This window comes from Christiangramia flava JLT2011, assembly GCF_001951155.1.
Classification (GTDB): domain Bacteria; phylum Bacteroidota; class Bacteroidia; order Flavobacteriales; family Flavobacteriaceae; genus Christiangramia; species Christiangramia flava.
Window position 1 is genome coordinate 3,842,181 of sequence record NZ_CP016359.1, and the last position, 25,660, is coordinate 3,867,840.

General features: G+C 43.1%; 26 protein-coding genes. 5 read left to right on the top strand and 21 right to left on the bottom strand.

Going from position 1 to position 25,660, the window contains the following annotated elements; genetic code table 11:
- Positions 1-18 precede the first annotated feature (18 nt).
- From GRFL_RS17150 to GRFL_RS17160, 3 genes are all read left to right on the top strand, one after another.
- Positions 19-897, top strand: coding sequence for a cation diffusion facilitator family transporter (locus GRFL_RS17150; RefSeq protein ID WP_083645755.1), 879 nt, complete (start codon positions 19-21; stop codon positions 895-897).
- Positions 898-966: 69 nt separating this feature from the next.
- Positions 967-1,704: an NYN domain-containing protein gene (locus GRFL_RS17155; RefSeq protein WP_083645756.1), complete on the top strand. Its 738-nt coding sequence runs from the start codon at positions 967-969 to the stop codon at positions 1,702-1,704.
- On the top strand, positions 1,701-2,549 hold the full coding sequence (locus GRFL_RS17160) for a pirin family protein (protein ID WP_083645757.1): 849 nt from the start codon (positions 1,701-1,703) through the stop codon (positions 2,547-2,549). The genes GRFL_RS17155 and GRFL_RS17160 overlap by 4 nt, the downstream gene beginning before the upstream one ends.
- Positions 2,550-2,598: 49 nt before the next feature.
- Here GRFL_RS17160 and hisIE read toward each other — a convergent pair whose 3' ends face one another.
- The 21 genes from hisIE to GRFL_RS17265 form a co-directional block, all read right to left on the bottom strand.
- Positions 2,599-3,219: a bifunctional phosphoribosyl-AMP cyclohydrolase/phosphoribosyl-ATP diphosphatase HisIE gene (gene hisIE / locus GRFL_RS17165; protein ID WP_083645758.1), complete on the bottom strand. Its 621-nt coding sequence runs from the start codon at positions 3,217-3,219 to the stop codon at positions 2,599-2,601.
- Positions 3,220-3,223: 4 nt separating this feature from the next.
- A complete protein-coding gene (gene hisF, locus GRFL_RS17170; RefSeq protein ID WP_083645759.1) occupies positions 3,224-3,979 on the bottom strand; it encodes an imidazole glycerol phosphate synthase subunit HisF in 756 nt (251 codons plus the stop codon).
- Positions 3,980-4,708, bottom strand: coding sequence for a 1-(5-phosphoribosyl)-5-[(5-phosphoribosylamino)methylideneamino]imidazole-4-carboxamide isomerase (hisA, locus tag GRFL_RS17175; protein WP_083645760.1), 729 nt, complete (start codon positions 4,706-4,708; stop codon positions 3,980-3,982). It abuts the gene before it with no gap.
- Between the two features lies 1 nt (position 4,709).
- Positions 4,710-5,291 (bottom strand): imidazole glycerol phosphate synthase subunit HisH, encoded by a 582-nt coding sequence (hisH, locus tag GRFL_RS17180; protein WP_083645761.1) that lies wholly within the window; start codon positions 5,289-5,291, stop codon positions 4,710-4,712.
- Entirely contained in the window at positions 5,291-6,430 is a 1,140-nt protein-coding gene (gene hisB, locus GRFL_RS17185; protein ID WP_083645762.1) for a bifunctional histidinol-phosphatase/imidazoleglycerol-phosphate dehydratase HisB, read from the bottom strand. The genes hisH and hisB overlap by 1 nt, the downstream gene beginning before the upstream one ends.
- Positions 6,423-7,475: a histidinol-phosphate transaminase gene (gene hisC / locus GRFL_RS17190; protein ID WP_083645763.1), complete on the bottom strand. Its 1,053-nt coding sequence runs from the start codon at positions 7,473-7,475 to the stop codon at positions 6,423-6,425. Before hisC ends, hisB begins: the two co-directional genes overlap by 8 nt.
- Positions 7,472-8,758: a histidinol dehydrogenase gene (gene hisD / locus GRFL_RS17195; RefSeq protein ID WP_083645764.1), complete on the bottom strand. Its 1,287-nt coding sequence runs from the start codon at positions 8,756-8,758 to the stop codon at positions 7,472-7,474. The genes hisC and hisD overlap by 4 nt, the downstream gene beginning before the upstream one ends.
- A gap of 18 nt (positions 8,759-8,776) precedes the next feature.
- Positions 8,777-9,637 carry an ATP phosphoribosyltransferase gene (gene hisG, locus GRFL_RS17200; protein WP_083645765.1) on the bottom strand — a complete coding sequence of 287 codons (861 nt, stop codon included), beginning with the start codon at positions 9,635-9,637 and terminating at the stop codon, positions 8,777-8,779.
- Positions 9,638-9,854: 217 nt separating this feature from the next.
- Positions 9,855-10,670 carry a prohibitin family protein gene (locus GRFL_RS17205; protein ID WP_083645766.1) on the bottom strand — a complete coding sequence of 272 codons (816 nt, stop codon included), beginning with the start codon at positions 10,668-10,670 and terminating at the stop codon, positions 9,855-9,857.
- Between the two features lie 20 nt (positions 10,671-10,690).
- Entirely contained in the window at positions 10,691-12,715 is a 2,025-nt protein-coding gene (locus GRFL_RS18120) for a hypothetical protein (RefSeq protein ID WP_083645767.1), read from the bottom strand.
- A gap of 76 nt (positions 12,716-12,791) precedes the next feature.
- On the bottom strand, positions 12,792-13,538 hold the full coding sequence (gene fabG / locus GRFL_RS17215) for a 3-oxoacyl-[acyl-carrier-protein] reductase (RefSeq protein WP_083645768.1): 747 nt from the start codon (positions 13,536-13,538) through the stop codon (positions 12,792-12,794).
- Between the two features lie 130 nt (positions 13,539-13,668).
- Entirely contained in the window at positions 13,669-14,544 is an 876-nt protein-coding gene (gene sucD / locus GRFL_RS17220; protein ID WP_083645769.1) for a succinate--CoA ligase subunit alpha, read from the bottom strand.
- 167 nt (positions 14,545-14,711) lie between these two features.
- Positions 14,712-16,562 carry a M56 family metallopeptidase gene (locus GRFL_RS17225; RefSeq protein WP_083645770.1) on the bottom strand — a complete coding sequence of 617 codons (1,851 nt, stop codon included), beginning with the start codon at positions 16,560-16,562 and terminating at the stop codon, positions 14,712-14,714.
- Entirely contained in the window at positions 16,563-16,928 is a 366-nt protein-coding gene (locus GRFL_RS17230) for a BlaI/MecI/CopY family transcriptional regulator (protein WP_083645771.1), read from the bottom strand.
- 107 nt (positions 16,929-17,035) lie between these two features.
- Complete coding sequence (locus GRFL_RS17235) at positions 17,036-17,428, bottom strand: nuclear transport factor 2 family protein (protein ID WP_083645772.1); 393 nt, start codon at positions 17,426-17,428, stop codon at positions 17,036-17,038.
- Between the two features lie 7 nt (positions 17,429-17,435).
- On the bottom strand, positions 17,436-18,365 hold the full coding sequence (locus GRFL_RS17240; RefSeq protein ID WP_083645773.1) for a UDP-3-O-(3-hydroxymyristoyl)glucosamine N-acyltransferase: 930 nt from the start codon (positions 18,363-18,365) through the stop codon (positions 17,436-17,438).
- A gap of 12 nt (positions 18,366-18,377) precedes the next feature.
- On the bottom strand, positions 18,378-18,944 hold the full coding sequence (efp, locus tag GRFL_RS17245) for an elongation factor P (protein ID WP_083645774.1): 567 nt from the start codon (positions 18,942-18,944) through the stop codon (positions 18,378-18,380).
- A gap of 9 nt (positions 18,945-18,953) precedes the next feature.
- Complete coding sequence (gene lpxA / locus GRFL_RS17250) at positions 18,954-19,739, bottom strand: acyl-ACP--UDP-N-acetylglucosamine O-acyltransferase (protein WP_083645775.1); 786 nt, start codon at positions 19,737-19,739, stop codon at positions 18,954-18,956.
- Between the two features lie 5 nt (positions 19,740-19,744).
- Entirely contained in the window at positions 19,745-21,145 is a 1,401-nt protein-coding gene (locus GRFL_RS17255) for a bifunctional UDP-3-O-[3-hydroxymyristoyl] N-acetylglucosamine deacetylase/3-hydroxyacyl-ACP dehydratase (RefSeq protein WP_083645776.1), read from the bottom strand.
- Positions 21,138-22,163 (bottom strand): UDP-3-O-(3-hydroxymyristoyl)glucosamine N-acyltransferase, encoded by a 1,026-nt coding sequence (lpxD, locus tag GRFL_RS17260; RefSeq protein WP_083645777.1) that lies wholly within the window; start codon positions 22,161-22,163, stop codon positions 21,138-21,140. Before lpxD ends, GRFL_RS17255 begins: the two co-directional genes overlap by 8 nt.
- 24 nt (positions 22,164-22,187) lie before the next feature.
- A complete protein-coding gene (locus GRFL_RS17265) occupies positions 22,188-23,417 on the bottom strand; it encodes an HD domain-containing protein (RefSeq protein WP_083645778.1) in 1,230 nt (409 codons plus the stop codon).
- Positions 23,418-23,507: 90 nt separating this feature from the next.
- Between GRFL_RS17265 and porX the strand changes: the two genes are divergently transcribed.
- Entirely contained in the window at positions 23,508-25,058 is a 1,551-nt protein-coding gene (gene porX / locus GRFL_RS17270; protein ID WP_083645779.1) for a T9SS response regulator signal transducer PorX, read from the top strand.
- A 128-nt stretch (positions 25,059-25,186) separates the two neighbouring features.
- Entirely contained in the window at positions 25,187-25,591 is a 405-nt protein-coding gene (tsaE, locus tag GRFL_RS17275) for a tRNA (adenosine(37)-N6)-threonylcarbamoyltransferase complex ATPase subunit type 1 TsaE (RefSeq protein WP_083645780.1), read from the top strand.
- The last annotated feature ends 69 nt before the right edge of the window (positions 25,592-25,660 follow it).

The window sequence follows — 25,660 nt, forward strand, 5'->3', positions numbered from 1 at the left end:
TTAGCAAAAAAACCACCTATGCAAACAGGCGCGAAAGAGGCGATCAAAGCTTCCTATCTCAGTATTGCCGGAAACGCCTGCCTTGCCATTGCCAAATTCCTTACCGGTTTCTTCGGAAATTCTTACGCCCTGATCGCAGATGCCATCGAATCCACGACAGATGTTTTCTCCTCCATTCTGGTATTGCTGGGTTTGCGTTATGCCGCCAAACCGGCCGATGACAACCACCCTTACGGCCACGGAAGAGCCGAACCTTTGTTCACTTTTATGGTGGTGGGTTTCCTGATCGTTTCCGCTACGATCATTGCTTATGAAAGCATTGAGAACATTCGCACGCCGCATGAAACACCAAAAGCTTACACACTCCTGGTACTGGCGGTGATCATCATCATCAAAGAAATTTTCTACCGGATCGTCAAGCGAAAAGGCAGGGAGACCAATAGTTCTGTTCTGGAAGCTGATGCCTGGCACCATCGCAGCGATGCGATCACCTCGTTAATGGCTTTTATCGGCATTAGTATTGCGCTGGTGATGGGCGACGGCTACGAGGTGGCAGATGACTGGGCGGCACTATTTGCTTCGGGCTTTATTTTATATAACGCTTATCTTATCCTTCGCCCGGCACTGGGAGAGATCATGGATGAACATATGCATGAGGAGCTGGAAGCCGATATCCGGAGCATTGCCATTACCCATCCCGGGGTCGTGGAGACTGAAAAATGCTATATTCGAAAGACGGGAATGACCTACCACGTAGACCTGCATATCGCTGTTGATGCGCTTATTACGGTTAAAGAGGGCCACGATATCGCCCACCGCGTAAAAGATGATATCCTTCAGGAACTCCCGGAAGTGGCCGATGTGCTCATTCACGTGGAACCAGACGACGAACTTTAGGAGTTTTAAGAAGGCCTTCACTTAAAAACGGGCATAAAGCCGTAACTTTAACTAACCAAAAAGAAAATCATGGAAACCAACCTGGCTGTCTTAATAGACGGCGATAATATCCCTTCCGCATTCGTTAAAGAAATGATGGAAGAAATAGCCAAATACGGCAATCCCACTATCAAAAGAATTTACGGTGACTGGACTAAACCGCACCTGAACAAATGGAAGAGTATGCTGCTCGAAAATGCCATTCAGCCCATTCAGCAGTATGGGTACACACAGGGCAAAAATGCGACAGATTCCGCTATGATCATCGATGCTATGGATATTCTCTACAGTAACAAAGTTGATGGTTTTTGCCTGGTTTCCAGTGATTCAGACTTCACCAGGCTGGCCACCCGGTTGCGTGAAGCCAGCATGAAAGTGATTGGTATCGGGGAGAAAAAAACTCCAGATCCGTTCATTGTGGCCTGTGATAAATTCATTTACCTGGAAATTCTGAAAGACCAGTCGAAAGAAAGCGGGAGCGAAAAATCAAAGGACAAAGGCTCCAAAAAGCCCAATTTAGACAAGATTACCCCGCAGGTGGTACGCCTGATCTCCCAAACGATTTCTGATGTGGCCGATGAAGATGGCTGGGCATTTCTTGGAGATGTTGGAAGTTTGCTTCAGAAAAAGCAACCGAACTTTGATTCCCGTAATTATGGATTTCAGAAGTTGACACCGATGATCAGTTCCATTGATAAATTTGAGGTGGAATCCAGGGAAAATGGGAACTCCAAGTTCAAACTGATCTATGTAAAAAACAAGCTATGAGAAATATAAAAAAATTGCACAAAGCCGAATATCGGCCTATTGATGACCTGGAAACCTTTTCCCCGCTCCCGTCTCGCAATCTACAAATAATCGATCCGTTCATATTTTTGAACCATCATGGACCACAGGTTTACGGGCCAAATAACAACGGCCTTCCTTTTGGACCACATCCGCATCGAGGCATGGAAACGGTCACTTTTATCATCGATGGTGATATAGCCCATAAAGATAGTGGCGGCCATGAAAATGTGATCGACAAAGGCGGCGTACAATGGATGACCGCCGGTAGCGGACTCATTCATGCGGAAATTTCTTCTGATAAGTTCAAAAAAGAGGGCGGTCCACTGGAAATTCTTCAGTTATGGGTGAATTTACCAAAACGACTAAAAATGAGCGAACCCCAGTACAAAGGGCTTCAAAAAGACCAGATTTCAGTTTGGGAGAACGAGGACAAAACGGTGAAATCCCAGGTAGTTTCAGGCAGTTTTAAAGGCATCAGAGGTTCTTTTGATACCCCAACCTCCGTCAACCTGTCAACCATCTATTTTGATGCAAACAGTAACCTATCACTAGAAATCCCAAAAGAAGAAAATATTTTCTTTTATGTGATTCGGGGAAAATTGACCGTTAATGAAATTGAAGTCCCGGCCCTTCATTTAGCCGATTTCTCCAAAAATGATGAGGTGCTGGAAATTTCAGCAGATGAAGAAAGCATCCTGCTTCTTGGTCATGCGGAACCTTTTAACGAAAAAGTAGTGTTCGGCGGACCTTTCGTGATGAATTCCGAAGAAGAGATCCAACAGGCTTACCAGGATTTTCGTTCCGGTAAGATGGGAAGCTGGTAAGAAATGATCAGTCAAAACTGAAAAAAATCCGCTAAAGCAGCGGATTTTTTTAATGCCTGTTTTTCAAAATTCCCACAACATCTTCCAGTTTAAAACCTTTGGCTTTCAGAAGAATAAGGTAGTGAAACAGCAGGTCAGCGCTTTCATTCAGGAAAAGTTCGTCGTTCTGGTCTTTAGCCTCAATGACGGTTTCCACGGCCTCCTCCCCCACTTTCTGAGCGATCTTGTTGATGCCTTTATCAAAAAGGGAAACCACGTAGCTGGATTCATTTTCCTTCCGCAACTCCGGCTCGGTCTGGCTCAACTTATGCCTGCTTTCTATAATTCCTTCCAGTTCAGAAATAAAACCGAAAGAAGTGGTATTTTCTTCCGCCCAGCAGGTATCAGTACCTTTATGACACACCGGGCCTTTAGGGTTCACTTGGATGAGCAGGGTATCATTATCGCAATCAAGCTTGATATCTACAAGTTCCAGAAAATTGCCACTTTCCTCCCCTTTCGTCCAAAGTCGTTGCTTCGTGCGGCTATAAAACGTTACCTGCTTGGTGCGGTTGGTCTTTAAAAAAGCCTCTTCGTTCATATAGCCAAGCATCAATACCTTTTGCGTGCTCGCATCCTGAATGATCGCCGGCACCAGGCCATCAGCGTTTTTATTGAAATCGATTTCCATAATTTTATAATCTTACCGGAATACCGGCCTGTTGTAAATTCTTTTTTAAATCTGAAATTGGAATTTCCCCGAAATGAAACACACTGGCAGCCAGCGCAGCATCAGCCTTTCCTTTCGTGAAGGCATCTTCAAAATGTTGAATGTCGCCCGCTCCTCCTGAAGCAATGATTGGAATGTTCAATTCTTCGGAAAGTCTGGCCAACGCCTCGTTCGCAAAGCCATTTTTGGTACCGTCATGATCCATCGAAGTGAACAGGATCTCCCCGGCTCCTCTTTCTGCGACTTCTTCCGCCCAGGAAAATAATTCCAGTTCGGTCGGCACTTTTCCGCCAACCAGGTGCACTTTCCAAACCCCGTCGATTTTTTTAGCATCGATCGCCACGACCACACACTGACTTCCGAATTTCCGGGAAAGCTGGTTAATCAGGCCCGGGTTCCTTACGGCTGATGAATTGATCGAAACCTTGTCGGCACCATTGTTCAGCAAAATACTTACGTCCTCCACCGAAGAAATCCCTCCTCCCACGGTAAACGGAATATTCAGTTGTTCTGCCACTTTCAGGACCAGCTCCGCAAGAGTTTTCCGTTTTTCTTCAGTAGCCGAAATATCGAGAAAAACCAGCTCATCTGCGCCTTTTTCCGCATACGAGGCGGCCAGTTCAACGGGATCTCCGGCATCGCGAAGGTCCACGAAATTTACGCCTTTAACGGTTCTTCCATCCTTGATATCCAGACAGGGAATGATTCGTTTTGTGAGCATTTAGTTTTTGTTTAAAATATAATTTTCCAGTTGTTTTAAAGTGATCCTGTTCTCGTAAATAGCCTTACCGATGATCACTCCCTCGCAACCCAATTCCTGAAGCTTTGGAAGTTCCTCGAATTCGGAAATTCCACCGGATGCGATCAATTTGATAGTTTCAGTTTCCTGAAGCAGTTCTTCATACAGCACAAAAGAAGGCCCGGCAAGCATTCCGTCTTTGGAAATATCGGTACAAATTACATATTTCGCGCCTTCTGCTTCGTAAGCCTTAATGAAATCCAGCACGTCGTCTTCGGAATTTTCTGTCCAGCCGCTAACAGCAATCTTGCGATTGATGCAATCTGCCCCCAAAATGATCTTTTCATTACCATACTTCTGAAGCCATTTCCTGAAAAGTTCCGGTTGCCGCACCGCGATACTGCCTCCCGTAACCTGGCTGGCACCACTTTCAAAAGCGATTCGCAGGTCGTCATCTGATTTTAATCCACCTCCAAAATCAATTTTCAAACTTGTTTTTGAAGTGATTTGCTCCAAAACCTGGTGGTTCACGATGTGTTTCGACTTTGCACCGTCCAGGTCTACCACGTGCAGGTATTGAATGCCATGATCTTCAAAAGATTTGGCCACTTCCAGCGGATTTTCGTTATAAATCTTTTTGGTAGTGTAGTCTCCTTTGGAAAGACGCACACACTTACCTTCTATAATATCGATAGCGGGAATGATCCTCATTTTATAGTTTTAAAAAATTCTTCAGAATTTGTTCTCCTGTTTTACTGCTTTTTTCCGGGTGAAACTGTACCCCGTAAAAATTGTCTTTTTTCAATGCCACGCTGAAAGCCTTTCCGTATTCGCTTCCGGCAATTTCCTGCGTGCATTCCGGAACGTAATAACTGTGAACCAGGTACACATAATCTCCCTGATCTACACCTTCAAAAAGTTCTGAAACAGGTTTTGTTAACTGGTTCCAACCTATCTGCGGGATTTTAACCGAATCTGGAAAACGTTTGACATCGGCATCAAAAATCCCGAGACCAGTGGTATCTCCTTCTTCGGAATGGCGGCACATCAGTTGCATTCCAAGACAAATACCCAAAACAGGCTGTTTTAGTAAGGGGATTACTGTATCCAATTCCTTTTCCCGAAGCATTTGCATCGCGCTACTGGCTTCGCCCACACCGGGAAAAATCACTTTATCAGCTTTCCTGATCTCCTTTTCGTCACTACTGAGAACAGCTTCATAACCCAACCTGCGAATGGCAAATTTGATACTTTGAATATTTCCCGCACCGTAATCGATAATCACAATTTTCATTAGAGCATGCCTTTTGTAGATGGTAAGATCATTTTTTCAACATCCCGTTTTACCGCCATTTTGATCGCCTTGGCAAAGGCCTTGAAGATCGCTTCGATCTTATGGTGTTCATTCACGCCTTCCGCCTTAATGTTTAGATTGGCCCGGGCCCCATCGCTGAAGGATTTAAAGAAATGGAAAAACATTTCAGTAGGCATCTTCCCGATCATTTCCCGCTTGAACTCGGCATCCCATTCGATCCAGTTCCTGCCGCCAAAATCAATAGCAACCTGTGCCAGGCAATCATCCATTGGCAAACAGAAACCGTAGCGTTCAATTCCTAGTTTATTTCCCAACGCCTTGCTGAAAACCTCTCCCAGGGCGATCGCCGTATCTTCAATGGTGTGATGCTCATCGACTTCAAGATCGCCTCTTACCTGGATGCTCAGGTCCATTTGGCCGTGCCTTGAAAGCTGGTCCAGCATATGGTCAAAAAAGGCAATTCCCGTATCGATCTTGCTCTTCCCGGTTCCATCCAGGTCCAGTTCAATCTCAATTTGCGTTTCATTGGTATTTCTTTCGATCGAAGCTTTGCGGTTAATGGTTTTAAGAAAATTATAAATTTCTTTCCAGGAATCGGTTTTTAGAACAATACACTCTTCAATTTCCTGCTGTCTTCCACTAATTTCATCAGCACCGAGATCTGCATGAGTATCGATAAATATTCCTTTTCCGCCAAAATTAAGAGCAAATTCCATGTCGGTCAAACGGTCCCCGATCATCAAACTATTTTCCAGGTCCACCTGCGAATTGTTCAGGTATTTTCCTTCCAGCAGGCCTGTATTGGGCTTTCGGGTAGGTGCATTGTCTTTGGCAAAGGTGCGGTCTATCAGGATATCTTCAAATCGAAAACCCTCATTTTCGAATACTTTCTGAATAAAATTCTGATAGGGCCAGAAATCACTTTCCGGGAAAGAATCGGTTCCCAGGCCATCCTGGTTGGTTACCATGACGATCTGGTAACCCAGTTCGTTGGCGATCTTCGGAAGATATGTAAGCGCTCCCGGGTAAAAATCCAGTTTTTCGAGAGTATCTATCTGGTAATCTTCAGGCTCGTGGATCAGCGTTCCATCGCGGTCTACAAACAGGATCTTATTCATTGTCTAATTTCTTTAAAGCGTTTATTAATTGCTGATTTTCAGTTTTTGTTCCAATGGTTAGTCGCAGGCAATTCTCGCACAACGGCTGGTTGCTACGATTTCTTACGACGATACCAATATTCAGTAATTCCTCATAACGTTTGTTCGCATCATCCACTTCCACCAACAAAAAATTTGCATCAGATTTGTAAATTTTTCGAACGAATTCAATTTCAAGTAACTGTTCAATTAAAATAGACTTGTTGCCTTTGATATCAGAAACTTGCGTTTTTATTTCTTCGGAATTTTCCAGTACTTTTAAAGCTTCCCGTTGAGTGAGTTCGTTGACATTATAGGGCGGCTTGATCTTATTCAGAATTTCAATGATCGCTTCCGAAGCGAAAAGCATTCCTAACCTGATCGCCGCTTTTCCGAAGGCTTTTGAAAAAGTTTGAGTAACAATCAGATTTGGAAATTTTGACAATTTAGCGATCCAGCTTTCATTTTCAGCAAAATCGATATAAGCCTCATCGATCACCACAAGGCCTGGAAATTCGGCCAATAATTTCAGAATACGTTCTTCAGAAAAAGAATTTCCGCTTGGGTTGTTGGGAGAACAAATGAACAACAACTTCGAATTCTCATCAACTTCTTCCAGAATGGCCGTTACATCCGGCTGAAATTCATGGTTTAAAAGCACCTCTCTGTTTTCCACATTATTGATATCGGCCAACACTTTATACATGCCGTAAGTGGGCGGCAAGGTGATGATATTGTCCTGTCCCGGCTCGCAAAACGCCCGAAAAATAAGGTCTAGTACTTCATCGCTTCCATTTCCAAGCAAAACTTGAGTGGATGGTATCTTTTTTAGTTTCGCTAGTTTGGATTTCACGCTAACCTGCTGCGGATCTGGATACCGATTAAGCCCATTTTCATTAGGGTTTTCATTGGCATCCAGGAATACCATTTTTCGGCCATCTGTTTTGAATTCATCGCGAGCCGAAGAATAGGGTTTCAGTTTCGCGACATTAGGCCGGACCAGTTTATTCAGTTGAAAAGCGCTCATTTGGCTAGTTTTTTCAATCTTAGACTTACGGCATTCTTGTGAGCCGCCAAACCTTCAGCTTCTGCCAATAATTCGATAGACGGCCCTATTTCCATAATTCCTTCTGCTTCAATCTTCTGAAAAGTAATAGTCTTCATAAAGCTGTCCAGGTTTACGCCGCTGTATTGCTTGGCATAGCCGTTGGTAGGAAGGGTGTGATTGGTTCCAGATGCGTAATCGCCGGCACTTTCAGGAGTGTAATTCCCTATGAAAACTGACCCTGCGTTCTGAACTTTATCTGTAAAGAAATCTTCATTTTCCGAGCAGATGATGAAATGTTCCGGCCCGTATTCATTAATGAGCTCCATCGCTTCCTCTTCGGAATTGACCAAAATAAGTCTGGAATTTCCAATCGCCTGTTCAGCAATGGCTTGCCGTGGCAAATCGGCCAGTTGTTTTTCGATTTCTTCGGAAACCGCATCGATCATCTTTTCCGAAGTTGAAACAAGTATCACCTGGCTGTCTATTCCGTGTTCTGCCTGGCTCAGGAGATCAGAAGCTACAAAGGCCGCATCAGCCGAATCATCAGCATACACCAAAAGTTCCGAGGGGCCTGCAGGCATATCGATCGCAACCTGGTACTTTGTTGCCAGTTGCTTGGCCACCGTCACGAACTGGTTCCCGGGACCAAAAATCTTATAAACCTGTGGCACACTCTCGGTCCCGAAAGTCATTGCGCCAATCGCCTGAATCCCACCAACTTTAAAGATCTGTGTCACGCCGCAAAGTTTGGCGGCATACAGTATCGCCGGATTTACTTTCCCATCTTTCCCGGGAGGCGTACACAAGACGATCTCTTTACAACCTGCAAGGTTTGCCGGGATCGCCAACATTAGAATGGAGGAAAACAAAGGCGCCGTACCGCCGGGAATATACAACCCAACTTTCTGAATAGCTTTTTTCTCCTGCCAGCAAGTCACACCTGCCGTGGTTTCTACGCTTACCCTGGAAGTACGCTGCGCCGCATGAAATTTTTCAATGTTCGCTTTCGCCAGGGAAATAGCCTCTTTTAATTCATCGGAAATTTGAGATTCTGCTTCCTTGATTTCCGTTTCCGAAGCCTTTAGCTCATTCATTTTGAAACCGTCGAATAGCTCGGTGTATTTCGCCACGGCAGCATCCCCTTTCTGCCTGATTTCGTCAAAAATCTGGTTGACCGTTTGCTCGATATCAGCAACTTCCTGCGTAGGCCTTTTCAGAATTTGAGCCCATTCACTTTTATTCGGGTTGATAATTTTATCCATAATGCTATAATTCGATATTTAAAGAACCATTTTTTCGATGGGCGCGACAAGGATACCTTCGGCTCCGTAAGATTTGAGTTCATCCAGCACTTCCCAGAACCGCTGCTCGTTGATCACTGTATGAACCGAGCTCCAGCCCTCTTCTGCAAGCGGCAGAACAGTAGGACTTCGCATTCCCGGCAGCAGCCTGATGATATCCTCCAGCTTATTATTCGGAGCATTCAGCAGGATATATTTGGAGGTGCGTGCGTTTAAAACCGACTTCAACCGGAACTGCAATTTTTCCAGGATTGCCTGCCTTTCTTCAGAAATTTGCGGCGAAATGGCCAAAACTGCTTCGCTTTTCAGGATTACCTCCACTTCTTTTAGATTGTTTTTGAAGAGCGTGCTTCCGCTGGAAACGATATCAACGATTGCATCTGCCAGGCCAATATTCGGAGCGATTTCCACAGAACCGTTAATGATATGCAACTCAGCCTCAATATTGCTTTTCTGAAGGAATTGTTTCACAGTATTCGGATAAGAAGTAGCGATCTTAGCGCCATTCAGGTCCTGGATGCTGTTATATTTGAAAGATTTTGGAACTGCCAGCGAAACACGGCATTTGGAAAATCCCAGTTTCTCGCCCTTTACAATATCTTCACCTTTTTCTATCAACACATTTTCACCAATAATGGCAACATCTACTACGCCATCCCGCAAATACTGCGGAATATCACCATTTCGAAGATATAGCACCTCCAGCGGAAAGTTTTGCGAGGATGCTTTTAATTGCTCCTTTCCATTATCGATGGAAATCCCGGCATCTTTCAGGATCCTCTGGGAATCCTCGAAAAGTCTCCCCGATTTCTGTACTGCAATTCTCAGTTTTTGTTTCATAGCTCTTTTTTGATCTTTTAGGAATAAAAAAACCCGTTTGATTGCTCAAACGGGTTTCAGATATTTTGGTTTCAATAACACCAATATCAATCTTACCTCGCCTGAGCGTGGGGTAAAATATGATGATGATGTACGAAATTTGTTCTCATAACTGGTTACAAATCTAAGTATAAATCTTAAAAGGAAAAGCTTTCAGAAAAATTTTTTGAAATTTTTATCAATTGTCCCCCAGAATAAGCGGCATTCCATTTTCACCGGAACCGATCACGATCACCTTGGAATTGCCTGATTTTGCCAGTTCCAGAGTAGCCTGGATTCCTTTTTCCGTCAGGATCTTATCTGTTAGAGACTGGCTCAGGATGCTGTTGGCCCGTGCTTTTCCTTCCGCCTCGATACGTTGTCTTTCCGCTTCTTTTTCCGCTTTGGTTAATCGGAATTCATATTCCAGCGATTCCTGCTCCTGGCGCAATTTTCTTTCGATCGCGTCCTTGATCGTTGCCGGAAGCGTCACATCGCGAACCAAAACCTCATCCAGTACGATGTATTGATCGTCCAGGATCTTTTTAGTTTCCGCATAAATTTCCCGCTGAATCGCATCTCTTTTACTGGAATACAACTGCTCGGGGGTGTATCTCCCTACCACGCTTCTTGCAGCCGACCGAATGGTGGGTAGAATGATCCTGTTTAGGTAATCTTCCCCGATTTCCTGGTGCAGTTTCCCTAACTCGTTGTATTTGGGCATGTACCAGGCCGAGGCATCCAGCTGAATATCCAGACCATTAGAGGAAAGCACCTTCATTTTCTCAAATATTTCCTGCCTCCTCACTTCATAAACATACACTTTATTCCAGGGCGCTACCACATGAAAACCTTCGGAAAGAGGCGGTTTATCGGTCACGACACCGCCACCAAAAGTCTTGTAAAGCACGCCGGCTTCACCAGAATCAATGGTCACGGCTGATTTCGCGATAATAATAATCAGAATAATGATTGCTATAAAAACAGGGATACCAATTTTTGGTAGTCGTTCCATATATTGAAATAATTTAGAATTTAGATTAAGCCTAAGTATTTTCGGTAAAACCATTCAGCGGCAAAAACGGCGATCAGTACAAACAGGAGGTAATACCAGTCGATCAAAGGTACAGCTTTTTCGTGGCTTTTCTGCACGGGAGTAAATTCGCTGCTGTTCAAGAGCTCGTCCTTCAATTGTGAAAGCTGATCTTTAAAATACAGTTCTGAATGGTTCGTGTTGGCTAATTCCTTCATTCCGGTTAAGTTAGCCGATGTAAATTGCTTTTCGGGATTAAAATCGATCACCTGGAAACTGCCACTTTTACTCAATCCAGAGGTTTTTTCAGTAATACTGAAATCATAAGTTCCAGCTGCCAGTTCCCCGGCGTTGAACTCGTAATGATTGTTCTTCAGCAGTAAACTTGAAGTAACCGCATTTACTGAGTCCTTATTTTTTAACCGAATTTCCAGGATCCCCGAGGGATCAAATTCATAATTTTCATCAAAATACTGCGCCATGATCCTGATCTGGCGATTCCCGTAATAGAAATTCTCATAGTCTATTTCCAGGCGCTGCTTCTGTTCCTGGGAAGCCAGATTCTGTATTAGCTTTGCAAAGAATTCATCAAATGCTTCAAAATTAGCATTTTGCAAATAGGATTCGGCCCTCCATCTCCAGAAGTTTTCACCAATCAGAAATCCAAATTTTGGACGGGTTTTGGAAATTGCCAATAAAGGCTCACCGGTTTGGACACCCTGAATGCTTTGTTCCAGAATCACCTCAAAATTGCTGTCATAATTCAGCGTTCCGAATTTCATGCTCAGCGGGGGATAATCGTCAAAACCAATGTCATCCAGCTGAAATGTACCGAATTGTGAATTGAAAACAGGGAACACCTCCTGTTGCTGTCCTGTAGCTTTTTTATTCAATCCCAACTGGAGGGAATTGATAAAATTCCAGTCGGTTTTAGAACCGGTAACCAAAAAATAAGGCTTCCCAGCTTTAGCCAATCGCTGATATACATCTTTAAATGAATAGTCAGGCTGAAATATTATAACTAATTGATAATCTTCGATTTGTATATTTTCAGAAAAATTTTTGATCTCCGCTTTTCGCTGCTGATTGGATTCAATTAATTTTTTGAAAGCGCCCAGGTCAGGATGGATCATACTGGTCAGGATCAGGACATTGGTTCGCTCATCAATGACTTCAATTCCAAAATTCCGCTGATTATTTTCAACATTCTTTTCGTTTTGCAAGGGCTCCACCTGAACGCGGAAAGTTTTGACCCCAACGCTTCCAGCCTGTAATTCTGAGCGTACAATTTCCGAAGTATGGTCTTCGGAGAAATTAAGTTTTTTACTAAATACCACTGAATTTCCTGAAAACAGCTGCAGCCTGGTTTCGACGTTTCTGGCACCCTTATAATTCAGAAAGATTTCCACCGGAAAGCGATTGTTCAGAAAAGCATAGCGATTGACATTTAGCCGTTCTATAGACAGATCGCTATAGGTTGCAGTATCTCCAAGAACGACAGGAAACAGCTTCATGCCGTCTGATTGCCGGAAATAGCGATAGTCACGTCCTAGCGTCTGGTTCCCGTCACTGAAAAGCAGCAAGGCGCCGCTGGCACTCTGGAAAATATCTTCGGTCTGTTCCATGGCGCGCTGCGGATTGCTGAAACCTTCGGAAAAATTTATACTATCACCACTTTGAAGATCTTCCCCAAACCTAAAATTACTGATATCGAAACGCTGCTGAATTTCCGGATCGCCTTTTAGCATATCCAGATCCTTTTCCAGTTCTGCGGCATCTTCAGCCAGCGCCATCGATTCCGAATTATCGACCAGCAAGACCAGTTTTGGCTTGATCAGTTCATAAGTTACGCTTCGAACCTTGGGATTGATGAGCAACAATAAAATCAGGAAAATGGAGGTGCTTCGAAGGGCGAAAAAGATATAATCTTTCGAACGTCGCGGCGATTTATGGAGGTACTGAAAAAAAGCAAACCCCAGCGCTACTGCGAGTGCCAGGGTTATATATACAATTGTTGTTGCAGTCATCCAGTTAAGGTAAATTCTTCTAAAGTTCCAAAATAATCAAATTTCAGGCTTTTACCTTGGACTTCCCCAAAAAGTCTTAAGTGTGCATCCCGCCATCTACATGGATCACCTGCCCGGTCACATAAGAACTCAGGTCGCTGCCCAGGAATACGCAGGCATTGGCAATATCTTCGGGTTTTCCTCCACGTTTCAACGGAATAGCATCCCTCCAGCCCTGAACGGTCTTCTCGTCCAGTTTTTCGGTCATTTCCGTTTCAATGAACCCAGGGGCGATCACGTTGGTACGAATGTTCCTGGAGCCTAATTCCTGCGCCATAGACTTGGAAAAACCAATGATCCCCGCTTTGGAAGCAGCGTAGTTGGACTGCCCAGCATTTCCGGTGACGCCCACAACAGAACTCATATTGATAATGCTCCCGCTACGTTGTTTCAGGAACGTGCGTTGAGCTGCTTTGGTCATATTGAAAATAGATTTCAGGTTCACCTCGATCACCCTGTCAAAATCTTCTTCGCTCATTCGCATCAACAGGTTATCTTTCGTGATACCGGCATTGTTGATCAAAATGTCTATCGAACCGAATTCTTTCACCACTTCATCTACCAATTCCTGAGCTTCAGCAAAACTTGCCGCATTCGATTTATAGGCTTTGGCTTTGACGCCTTTTTCTGAAAGTTCTCTGGCAAGTGCTTCAGCAGATTCAGCCGAAGAATTATAAGTAAAAGCCACATTGGCACCATGTTCTGCGAAAACCATCGCGATACCTTTCCCGATTCCGCGGCTCCCACCGGTGATAATGGCATTTTTTCCTTCTAATAATTTCATTTTACTACAAATTGGTTAATTGTTTTTCAAATATAGGAATTCCCAGAGGGCTTTGCATAAAAAAATCCCTCTGAAAATCACCTTGGATCAAGCAGCTTTCAGAAGGATTTTAAAAATGTATGTAAAAAGATTAGCCTTTCAGTACTTCGGCAACTTTCGCTCCGATCTCGGCAGGAGAATCTACTACGTGAATACCGTTTTCAGCAAGGATTTTCTTCTTAGCTTGTGCAGTGTCTTCACTACCACCTACTATCGCCCCGGCGTGACCCATGGTACGACCGGCTGGAGCCGTTTCACCAGCAATAAAACCAACAACAGGCTTTTTATTTCCGTTATCCTTTACCCATTTAGCAGCATCAGCCTCAAGCTGTCCACCAATCTCTCCAATCATCACGATACACTCGGTTTCAGGATCGTTCATCAAAAGCTCGACCGCTTCCTTGGTAGTGGTTCCAATAATCGGGTCACCACCAATACCAATCGCTGTAGTGATACCAAGACCTTGCTTCACCACCTGATCTGCCGCCTCGTAAGTAAGCGTACCGGATTTAGAAACGATTCCAACTTTTCCTTTTTTGAACACAAAACCTGGCATGATACCAACTTTGGCTTCACCTGGAGTGATCACTCCAGGACAGTTAGGTCCAATTAGTCTACAGTCGCGATCTTTGATATAATCTGAAGCTTTGACCATATCGGCAACCGGGATACCTTCTGTGATGGTAATGATCACTTTGATACCCGCATCAGCAGCTTCCATTATAGCATCGGCAGCGAACGCCGGCGGAACAAAAATGATCGAAACATCTGCTCCAGTCTTCTCCACAGCCTCAGAAACTGTATTGAAAACCGGCTTGTTCAGGTGCTTTTGTCCTCCTTTTCCAGGAGTTACACCTCCAACAACGTTGGTACCGTACTCTATCATTTGTTCGGCGTGGAATGTCCCTTCACTTCCGGTAAATCCCTGCACGATTACTTTAGAATCTTTATTTACTAAAACGCTCATAAGTGCTTTTTGATTTTTGGATTACAAAAGTAGGTTTTTCAGAATAAAACCTAAAGCCATTTTAAGGTTTATTCCTTCGGAAATTGCTAAAATTCCGCTAAAATCTTCGGAAACTAAAAATCCCGATCAAACCGACCGGGATTTCCGTTTTATTCTGGCAGCTGAAATTAGTCTTCTTTCGTTGTCACTTCCATTTTTGCACCAGTCTTCTCTGTTTTATGAACATTGATATTGATATCTTTATTGGTTTTCACCACCTTCCTGATCTCATCAGCAGTCGATTTTTTGCCGTTCAGGTAAAACGAACCTCCACTGCTTTCGATCTCATCGATCATTTGCTCCGGTCTGGGCGGTGCCGGCGGGTGTGGCGGTCTTTCGCGTAATCTTGCCCGGTCCTGTTGCATGTGCCTTCTCGCAACCTCCCGCTGTTCCTGGCGAACTTTAGCCATTTTCTCACGAGCGTGAGCCATCTCTTCTCTCATTTCGGCCTGCTTTTGGTCTATTTCAGACTGCGCTTTTTCGCGATCGGCTTTGCTGAGTTCTTCATTTTCTCGTAATTCCTTACGCATCTCGGCAAGCTCCTGCTGCTTCTCCATCAACTCCTGGCGTTTTTGTTCCATTTCCTCCCGGCGTTCTTCCCGAATTTCAATAAGTCTTATGCGATCCTCCCGAAGCTTTTCATCGTCCTCGATCACTTCAATGACACGTTTAGTTGCGGGAGCAGGATCGTCTTCCACTACTTCGATCACCTCTACCTGTGCAGGATTTGGCGGTGGCGGTGGGGCCACCTCGGCATTTTCACCCCTAGCAGGCGGCGGTGGCGGTGGCATATTTCCTGCTGGAGCAGGCGGTGCTGGAGGAGCCATAAAATTAATACCAGAAACCTGCGCTAATTTAGACTTTTTGTACTCGGCATTCAGCTTGTTAATGAATGGCGTTGAAGAATTGGAAAAATCGACATTGAAATTCGGCTGCTGCATTTCGGAAGTTGTCCATCCAGACGTAAGCTTATCCATGGCTTTGGCAAAATTCTTCAATTTAACCGACTTCCCATTGAGCCAGATATCCTCCTCTTCCACTTTAACACTGATGGTTTTAGTCTTCTGAACGGCCAGCATTGTTTCAGGCTGCTCTGCGATCAAAGTCGCCGCAGGTTTTGCCACGATCTCATTGTTGAAAAGATACAGGCACATGGTAGTGACCGGAATAAAAATGGCCAATCGAAGCCAGAATCGCTTCCGTGAAAATTCTTTGCTAATCATAATAATTCGTTTTTTGATTAATGAATGACTGATGGAGCTGGAAAGCGAACTTTCAAAGCTCCTTGATGTATACTGGTAAAGGATATTGGAATAATCGAATGCCGAGGTTTCTCCTTTTAAAACCTGCTCGTCTGCCAGGAATTCATGGTTCAGCTTAGCCGATCTTTTGATGAAAAAGATCAACGGATTGAACCAGAAGATCACCTGGATGATTTCTATAAAAATAAGATCTAAAGAATGTTTTTGGTCCACGTGCGCCTTTTCGTGCTCGAGAACTGCTTCGGAAATTTGCTCATTGTGAAAATCGGAACGATTTAGAAAAATATAATTCAGAAAAGAATGTGGATCGAGTCTTTTTTTCAGCAGCACATAAATGTACCGGTAATCTGGCAAGTGCTCATTATTTTTGACCTGCTCGAGAATATTCCTGAAATTCCGAATAAAACGCGCCAGGAAAAACAGGAAACCAACCAGGTAAAGACTTATTAATATATTAGCCCCGTATGCTTCCCAGAACGATACCTGCAGCGCCTGAGTATTTGCCGTTTGCCAACTAGCGTCCTCTACCACTCGGATAATCGCTGGTTCCGTAGTCGTATAGCTGAAAGTGATCAACGGAATCACCAACGACAGGACAATCATTCCAAGAAGGTAAAAACGCTTAAAGCTCAGAAAACGCTCATTTTCCAGTAAGAGTTTGTAAAAACTGAAGAAAACCAGCAAACAGGCACCCGATTTCAGCAAATATTCCAACATCTACTTGTTTTTAATTCGTTCGTCTATCAATTTCCTGATCTCGCGTAATTCCTTCTCTGAAAGGTCTGTTTCCTGAGTGAAAAAAGAGGCGAACTGTGAGGCAGAATCATTAAAGAAATTCTTGATCATCCCACTCATCTGGTTCGAGAAATAGTCTTTTTTCTTCACTAATGGGAAATATTCCCGGGAACGCCCCTCCTGAGTGTAGCCCACAAAATTTTTGTCCTGCATTCTTTTCAGGAGCGTTGCCACGGTGGTTACAGCTGGTTTTGGATCAGGATAAGCATCTACTAGATCTTTCATAAAAGCTTTTTCTTTTTTCCAAAGCATTTGCATGAGCTGTTCTTCCGAATTTGATAATTCCATATATCCTTTATTACTCTACAAATGTAGAATAAAAATTTAATTCTACAAATGTAGAATGGCGAAATTTAAAAAAAACCCTCAAAAGAGGGCTTGAATATATGCTGAAGTTATGCCCAGGGGCTTTTCTCTACTTCTTCTCCTAACTGGCTTACCTGCACCCCTCTGAATAATTTCCCGTCCTTCAGTTCCCAAATTGCCACGAAATGTGCCAGCGGCATTTCCTCATCCGGGTTTTCAATTGTACGTACGTGGTAGGTAAAGTGAACTGCGACATTTTCTTTTTTAGCGAAAATCTTTTCAATTTCGGCACGAAGCGAATCAAAAGAAGAAAAAAGTTCATCCCGAATGCCCAAAATTCCTTCCACATCAAGATTTTTCAAGCCAGTAGTGCCATACCAGCTCAATTCGGCCTCGGGGTGGAGATATTGCCTGATGCTTTCAGCGTCCTTATCGTTGGACTGGTAAAAACTTTCAACAACTTTCGTGGGTTTTAGACTCATAATCTTCTTATTTTAATTTCGCTATCAATTTCGGAATTAGTTTGACAGCTACCAATTCTTTCATCTTTTCACGTGCTTCAACGGCCGGGCTTCCGAAGTAAGTGGTATTCTCTTCCGTAGATTTACCAATTCCGCTTTGCGCTAAGATAACCGATCCTTTGGCAATATGCACATCGCTTCGAATCCCCACCTGGCCCCAGATTGTTACTTCGTCACCTACCACAACGCAACCCGCAATGCCGACCTGTGAAGCGATCAGGCATTTTTTACCAATTACGGTGTCATGACCAATCTGGATCAAATTATCCATTTTCGAGCCCGCCCCAATTCTGGTATCTCCGGTTACGCCACGATCTATCGTGCAGTTCGCGCCGATCTCGACGTGATCTTCAATAATCACTTTCCCACAGGATAGCAGTTTATCAAAGCCTTCCGGTCTTTTTTTATAATAAAAAGCATGACCTCCAAGAACAGTCCCGCTGTGAATAGTGACATGATCACCGATCTCGCAGTCGTTTCCAATACTTACATTGGGATAAATCACGCAGTTTTTACCAATTTTCACCCTTTTACCAATGGTCACATTCGGCTGTATCACGGTACCGCTCCCAATTTGCAGGTCATCTGCCAACATTTTTTCGAGCGGCTCAAAAGGTTTGAAATGCAGGCTGAGTTTATTGAAATCCCTGAAAGGATCATCAGAGATCAATAAAGCTTTTCCTTCAGGACAATCTACTTTCTTATTGATCAGGACAATGCTGGCCTGAGATTTCAGGGCTTTGTCATAATATTTCGGGTGATCTACAAAAACGATATCACCGTTTTCGACCACGTGAATTTCATTCATTCCCATAACCGGAAAATCTGCATCCCCCACAAATTCACAATCTATGAGCGTGGCAATTTCTTTTAAGGAATGCTGGCGTGGAAATTTCATGAGACCGGAAAATTATTCCTTAATGCGTTCTTTGTAAGTACCTTTTTCAGTTTCGATCTTGATCTTATCACCTTCATTGATGAACAAGGGTACGTTTACCTCAAACCCGGTTTCAACAGTTGCCGGTTTCGTCGCATTGGTCGCCGTATTTCCTTTCACTCCTGGCTCGGTATGAGTTACTTCCAGGATCACACTGGCCGGCATTTCTACTGAAAGCGGCATATTGTCTTCGGTATTGATCTGGATCGTCACCACTTCGCCTTCTTTCAGCAATTTTGGCATATCCAGCGCATTTTCGGTCAGGCGAATCTGTGTGTAATCTTCTACATTCATAAAATGCCAGAATTCGCCATCTTCATATAAGAACTGGAATTTATGAGTTTCCACTCGAATTTCCTCGATCTTGTGTCCTGCGGAAAAAGTGTTCTCCAAAACCTTTCCGGTGGTCACACTTTTCAATTTAGTTCTCACGAAAGCAGGACCTTTTCCTGGTTTTACATGAAGGAATTCCACGATCTTATAGATGTCATGATTATAGCGGATACAAAGTCCGTTTCTGATATCACTGGTAGTAGCCATTTTTTTATTTTAATTTGAACTGAAGTATCCTTTCATGATACCTCGTTGAGAGTTTTTAATAAATTCTAAGATTTCATCACGTTCGGCAGTAGCCTGCATTTCAGCTTCAATAATAGCAACTGCCTGGGAATTATTATAATTTTTCTGATAAAGAATTCGGTAAATATCCTGGATCTCGCGAATTTTTTCCGTAGTAAAACCACGACGACGCAACCCGATGGAATTAATTCCTACATAGCTAAGGGGTTCACGACCGGCTTTTACAAATGGAGGAACATCCTTACGAACCAGTGATCCACCAGTTACAAAAGCATGCTTCCCGATGCTACAAAACTGCTGAATGGCAGCCATTCCCGCAAGTACCACATATTCACCAACATTAATATGCCCGGCGAGGGTACTGTTATTGGAAAAGATACAGTTATCACCAACAATACAATCGTGGGCAATGTGGCAGTATGCCATGATCCAGCAGTTGTTTCCCACTACTGTTTTCATGCGATCTGTCGTCCCGCGATTGATGGTCACGCATTCACGAATGGTGGTGTTATCCCCAATGATCGTAAGTGTGTCTTCGTCGTTAAATTTTTTATCCTGAGGAACGGCGGAAATCACGGCTCCCGGGAAAATACTACAGTTTTTCCCGATTCGTGCCCCTTCCATGATTGTTACGTTGGAACCAATCCAGGTACCTTCGCCGATCACCACATTATTATGGATGGTCGCAAAAGGTTCGATCACCACATTTTTGGCGATTTTCGCACCTGGATGCACATATGCTAAAGGTTGGTTCATAATGCTTATTTAGATTTTACAATTTGTGCCATCAAAATGGCTTCTGTAGCGAGCTTCCCATTAACATAGGCATAGGCCTGCATCTGGCAAATCCCTCTCCTGATTGGTGCCAGTAATTCCAGTTTGAAAATCAACGTATCCCCCGGAACCACCTGTTGCTTGAAACGCACATTATCGATCTTCATGAAATAGGTGAGGTAATTTTCAGGATCAGGAACCGATTTCAGTGCTAAAATCCCACCAGTCTGCGCCATCGCCTCTACCTGAAGTACTCCCGGCATTACCGGTTTCCCCGGAAAATGTCCTACAAAAAACGGCTCATTCATAGTGACATTTTTCACACCAATCACATGATTTTCTGAAAGTTCGTAGATCTTGTCTACCAACAAAAACGGACTGCGGTGTGGCAGGGTGTCCATAATGGCATTGACATCCATCAATGGAGGTTGGCTCAGATCAATCTTCGGAACATTATTGCGTTTTTCAGCTTTGATCACTTTGGAAAGTTTCTTGGCAAATTCCGTATTCACATGATGCCCCGGCTTGTTCGCGATGATCTTCCCTTTGATTCTTGTCCCTACCAAAGCAAGGTCTCCTAAAACGTCTAACAGCTTATGACGGGCCGCTTCATTAGGATGGTGAAGGGTCAGGTTATCCAAGATCCCATTCGGTTTGACCGAAATATTATCTTTATTAAAGGCCACGCGTAGTTTTTTCATCGTTTCCTCGCTGATCTCCTTATCTACATACACGATTGCGTTATTCAGATCACCGCCTTTTATAAGACCGTGTTCCAGGAGCGCTTCTAATTCATGGAGAAAACTGAAGGTTCGGGAATCGGCAATTTCGCTTTTGAATTGTGACAGGGTTTCAATTGAAGCATTTTGTGTTCCTAAAACCTTGGTTCCAAAATCTACCATCGTGGTTACCTGATATTCTTTTGCCGGCATGGCGATGATCTCGCTTCCGGTTTCTTCGTCACGGTAGCAAATAATATCAGTTACCACAAATTCATCCCGTTGAGCATCCTGTACTTCCACTCCTGCTTTTTCCAAAGCTTCCACGAAGAATTTGGAAGAACCATCCATAATAGGCGGTTCAGAAGCATTCAGCTCTAAAATAATATTATCGATCTCCAGTCCCACACACGCGGCAAGCACGTGTTCCGAAGTCTGGATCATTACTCCATTTTTTTCCAGGTTGGTTCCTCTACGTGTATTCACAACATAAGAAACGTCTGCCTCAATTTCCGGATTGCCTTCCAGGTCTGTTCTTCTAAAAACATAGCCTGAATTGGCCGCCGCAGGTTTAAAGGTTAGCTTGACCTTTTTACCGGTATGAAGTCCCACTCCTTCCAGTGAAACTTCTTCTTTAATAGTTCTTTGCATGGAACAATTCTCAGCCATTATTGATCTTTTTTTCCAATTTGTTTATGGTGTTCATGGTTTGCGGGAGGTTCTTAAAGTGGATGTAAGATTTATTGTAATTGCTGTATGAAATCGCAGGGGAACCCTGTAACATTTCATCATCTTTCACATCCCGGCCTATTCCAGATTGCGCCTGGATCTTCACGCGATCGCCAATAGTAAGATGACCGGCGATGCCTACCTGACCTCCAATAAGGCAGTTTTGACCAATCTTCGTGGAACCGGCCACACCGGTTTGCGCTGCAATGGCGGTATGCTTGCCAATTTCCACATTATGAGCGATCTGGATATGATTGTCCAGTTTCACTCCTTCGCGAATGATCGTGGAACCGAGCGTAGCCCGGTCTATGGTCGTAGCTGCTCCAATATCCACATTATCTTCAATGATCACATTGCCAATTTGCGGCACTTTGCTGTATTCACCTTTATCATCAGGACTAAAGCCAAAACCATCGGCTCCAATCACTGCACCGCTATGAATGTAAACGTTGTTACCTATCAAAGATTCGGAATAAATCTTTACGCCTGCGAAAATGACGCAATTATCACCAATTTTCACATTATCTCCTATATATACATTAGGATAAATCTTTACATTTTCGCCAATTTTGACATTGGCACCCATATATGAAAAAGCCCCAAAATAAAGCCCTTCTCCATAAGTGGCAGAACCTGAGATATAATGAGGTTCCTCGATCCCAGATTTACTGAGTTTGATTTGGTTATAATACTCGAGCAGGGTTGAAAAGGCTTTATAAGCATCCTTTACCTTGATCAAAGTGGTATTCACGTTTTCATCTACTTCGAAATCTTTATTAATGATCGTGATCGAAGCATTGGTGGTATATAAAAATGAGGTGTATTTCGGGTTGCTCAAAAAAGTAAGGGAGCCGGCAGAACCTTCTTCTATCTTTGCCAGCTCAGAGACTTCGGCTTCAGGATTTCCTTCTACCTCCCCGTCTAATATTTCCGCGATTTGCGCTGCTGTAAACTTCATTCTGGCAAAAGTAAAAAAAATGCTTTAATCTTTAACTTTCGGATAACACATATAGTATTTGGTCACGGTATTGGTAAGCGCTTTCAGGTTGAATTGATCTGAAACTTTTACCACATCACTAATCTTTCCATTCTTATGCAGAATATGGATGTTGTCTTTTTCACGTTTATAGGCCTGGTTTTCAATCTTACCGTCAAACACAAAATACGAAGCTTCATGTTCTGAAATTCCGTATTTCTTCTGAAGCGCCAGACTGCGTTCCTCCATTTTTTCTGCTGAAGGTTTTTTCTTCTTGATTTTGACCTTCAGCAAATCCCGGTTGATAATCATTTCACATAGGTTCTTCAGCACAAAATCCTCGCAATGCATCCATTCTTTCATTGCTGAAATCACGTCGTTATCATCCAGCCTCGCGAACATCTCCAGGGTTTTGGCATCAAAATTTTCCAGTGTGACGGGGTTATTCAGAAAAAAAGACAGCGCCGTACTGCAGTGCAGTTCTTTCCCTTCACTGATCAATTCCTTCGCTCGCTTCAAGACCCGAATGATCAATTGTTCGGCAACCAGACTGGTTTTATGCAGGTAGACCTGCCAATACATCAATCGGCGGCCTATTAAAAATTTTTCCACGGAATAAATGCCTTTTTCCTCAATTACCAGTTGATCATCCACAACATTCAACATAGTGATCAATCGCTCGCTGTTAATATTGCCCTCCACGGCACCGGTATAAAAACTGTCGCGCTTCAGGTAATCCAGGCGGTCCATGTCAAGCTGACTGGAAATTAGCTGGTTCATGAACTTCCGGTTATAGGAGCCTTTGAAAATATCTATGGCAAGCGTTAAACTTTGGTTAAACTTTCCGTTAAGATCCTGCATGAAAAGCAGGGAAATCGACTCGTGGTCCACTCCTTCCACCAGTGTATGTTCCATGGCATGACTAAAAGGGCCATGCCCAATATCATGCATTAGAATGGCTATTAACAGCGCCTCTTCTTCTTTTGCGGATATTTCCACGCCCTTATATCTTAGCACTCTAACAGCTTTTTGCATGAGGTGCACGCAGCCAAGAGCATGGTGAAAACGGGTGTGATGGGCACCGGGATAAACCAAATAAGAAAGTCCCATTTGGGAAATTCGGCGTAATCTTTGAAAGTAAGGGTGTTCAATGATCTTAAATATACGGTCGCTGGGAACGGTAATAAATCCGTAAATAGGATCGTTTAATATCTTGAGTTTCGATTGTGAAGCCAACTATTTGAAATTGATAATTTAAACAAAGATACATATATGGAATGAGCCTGGGAAAATCCTGCTCTCCAGAACCAACTAAATAAACACAGAATGAACAATATCAAGATACTTTGGGTAGATGACGAGATAGATTTACTTAAACCCCACATCATGTTCCTTGAGTCCAAAGCTTATGACGTAAGCACCTGCCGCAGCGGAACGGAAGCCATCGAACAAATAGAAAAAGAAAATTATGATATTGTCTTCCTGGATGAGAATATGCCTGGTTTAACCGGCCTCGAAACACTGGCTGAAATCAAAGAAAAGCGAGATACTCTTCCGGTTGTGATGATCACCAAAAGTGAAGAGGAGTATATAATGGAAGAAGCCATTGGCTCCAAAATTGCCGACTACCTGATCAAACCTGTAAACCCTAAACAAATTTTACTCAGCTTAAAAAAGAATCTCGACCATTCTCGCCTGGTTTCTGAAAAGACCACTTCCAGCTACCAGCAGGAATTTCGAAAAATTGCAATGGATATGGCCCAGGTGAACACCTGGGAAGAATGGGCAGAGCTGTACCAAAAACTGGTTTACTGGGAGATCCAGCTCGAAGATATTGAGGATTCAGGAATGTTTGAGATTCTGGAATCGCAAAAACTGGAAGCTAATAATCAGTTCTTTAAATTTATTTCTAAAAATTATGAGGACTGGTTTCAGAAAGATTCAGAACCCCCAGTGATGTCTCACACTCTTTTCAGAAAAAAGATCCTTCCGGAATTGAGCAAAGAACAGCCAACACTTTTAATCGTAGTTGATAATTTAAGGTATGACCAGTGGAAAGTGCTCGAACCAATTATCAATAATTATTATAAGAAAGAGCGCGAAGAACCTTATTACAGTATCCTGCCTACCGCCACCCAGTATGCCAGAAATGCCATTTTCTCCGGACTCATGCCTAGCGACATGGAAAAGATCTACCCGGAATACTGGAAAAATGACCCGGAAGAAGGTGGGAAAAACAATTATGAAGCTGATTTTCTAAAAGAACAATTAAAGCGCCTGGGGCAGGATTTCAAACATGAGTATCACAAAATAAGCAGTTTAAAAGCTGGGAGAAAGCTGGTTGATAATTTCAAAACACAAAAAAACAATGATCTTACAGTTGTAGTTTACAATTTTGTAGATATGCTCTCCCACTCCAAAACCGAAATGGAGGTGATCAAAGAATTGGCTTCCAATGACAAATCTTATCGCAGTCTCACACAAAGCTGGTTTAAAAACTCTCCTTTGCTGGAAATTATTCAGAAGGCTCAACAGCTAGGATTTAAGCTTGTACTCACAACAGATCACGGTACGATTAACGTAAAGAATCCTTCCAAGGTGATTGGAGACAAGAATACCAGTTTGAATTTAAGGTATAAAACAGGAAAAAGTCTGACCTACGAAAATAAAGAAGTACTGGCTTTTGAGGATCCTAAAAAAGTGCACCTTCCTACTATTAATATGAGTAGTTCATTCATTTTCGCAAAAGAGGATTTATTCTTTGCTTACCCTAATAATTTCAACCACTATGTGAGTTATTACAAAAATACGTATCAGCATGGTGGGGTTTCATTGGAGGAAGTTGTAATCCCCTTTGTAGTCCTAAATCCAAAATAATCGATGAAATGCAATTATATTCGATTAAATACACTTTTCTCATTTGTATGTGTTTGAATATCAAATATTTATAGCGTCTTATCTTTTTTTTATATATCTTTATCGTCCCAAATCTGACATTTTGAACCATGGAGTTAACCTATAGACTTCAAGAACTGGATAAAGCCGTTGAGCAGATTCTGCAGAACACAAAAAGTAAGACTTTACTTTTCTACGGTGAAATGGGTGCTGGCAAGACCACTTTGATCAAGAAGCTGGTAGCAGCCCTGGGAGTACAAGATCCCGTCTCCAGTCCTACGTTTTCTTTAGTAAACCATTACGAGTCAGACGAGGGCTCTGTCTTTCATTTTGATTTTTACCGAATCGAAGATGAAACAGAAGCTTTAGACATTGGCCTGGAAGATTATTTGTCTTCCGGAGAATGGAATTTAATTGAGTGGCCGGAAAAAGTGGAGAACCTTTTGGGGGAAAACACCCAAAAACTGCACTTAAAATGGCTTTCTGAAAACACTCGAATGTTAAAGTTTTGTTAAGGAAATGAAAAAGACGCCAATTTGAAGTGAAAAAAAGTTTGTAAGAATTTTATTACTTTTGTCGTGTAT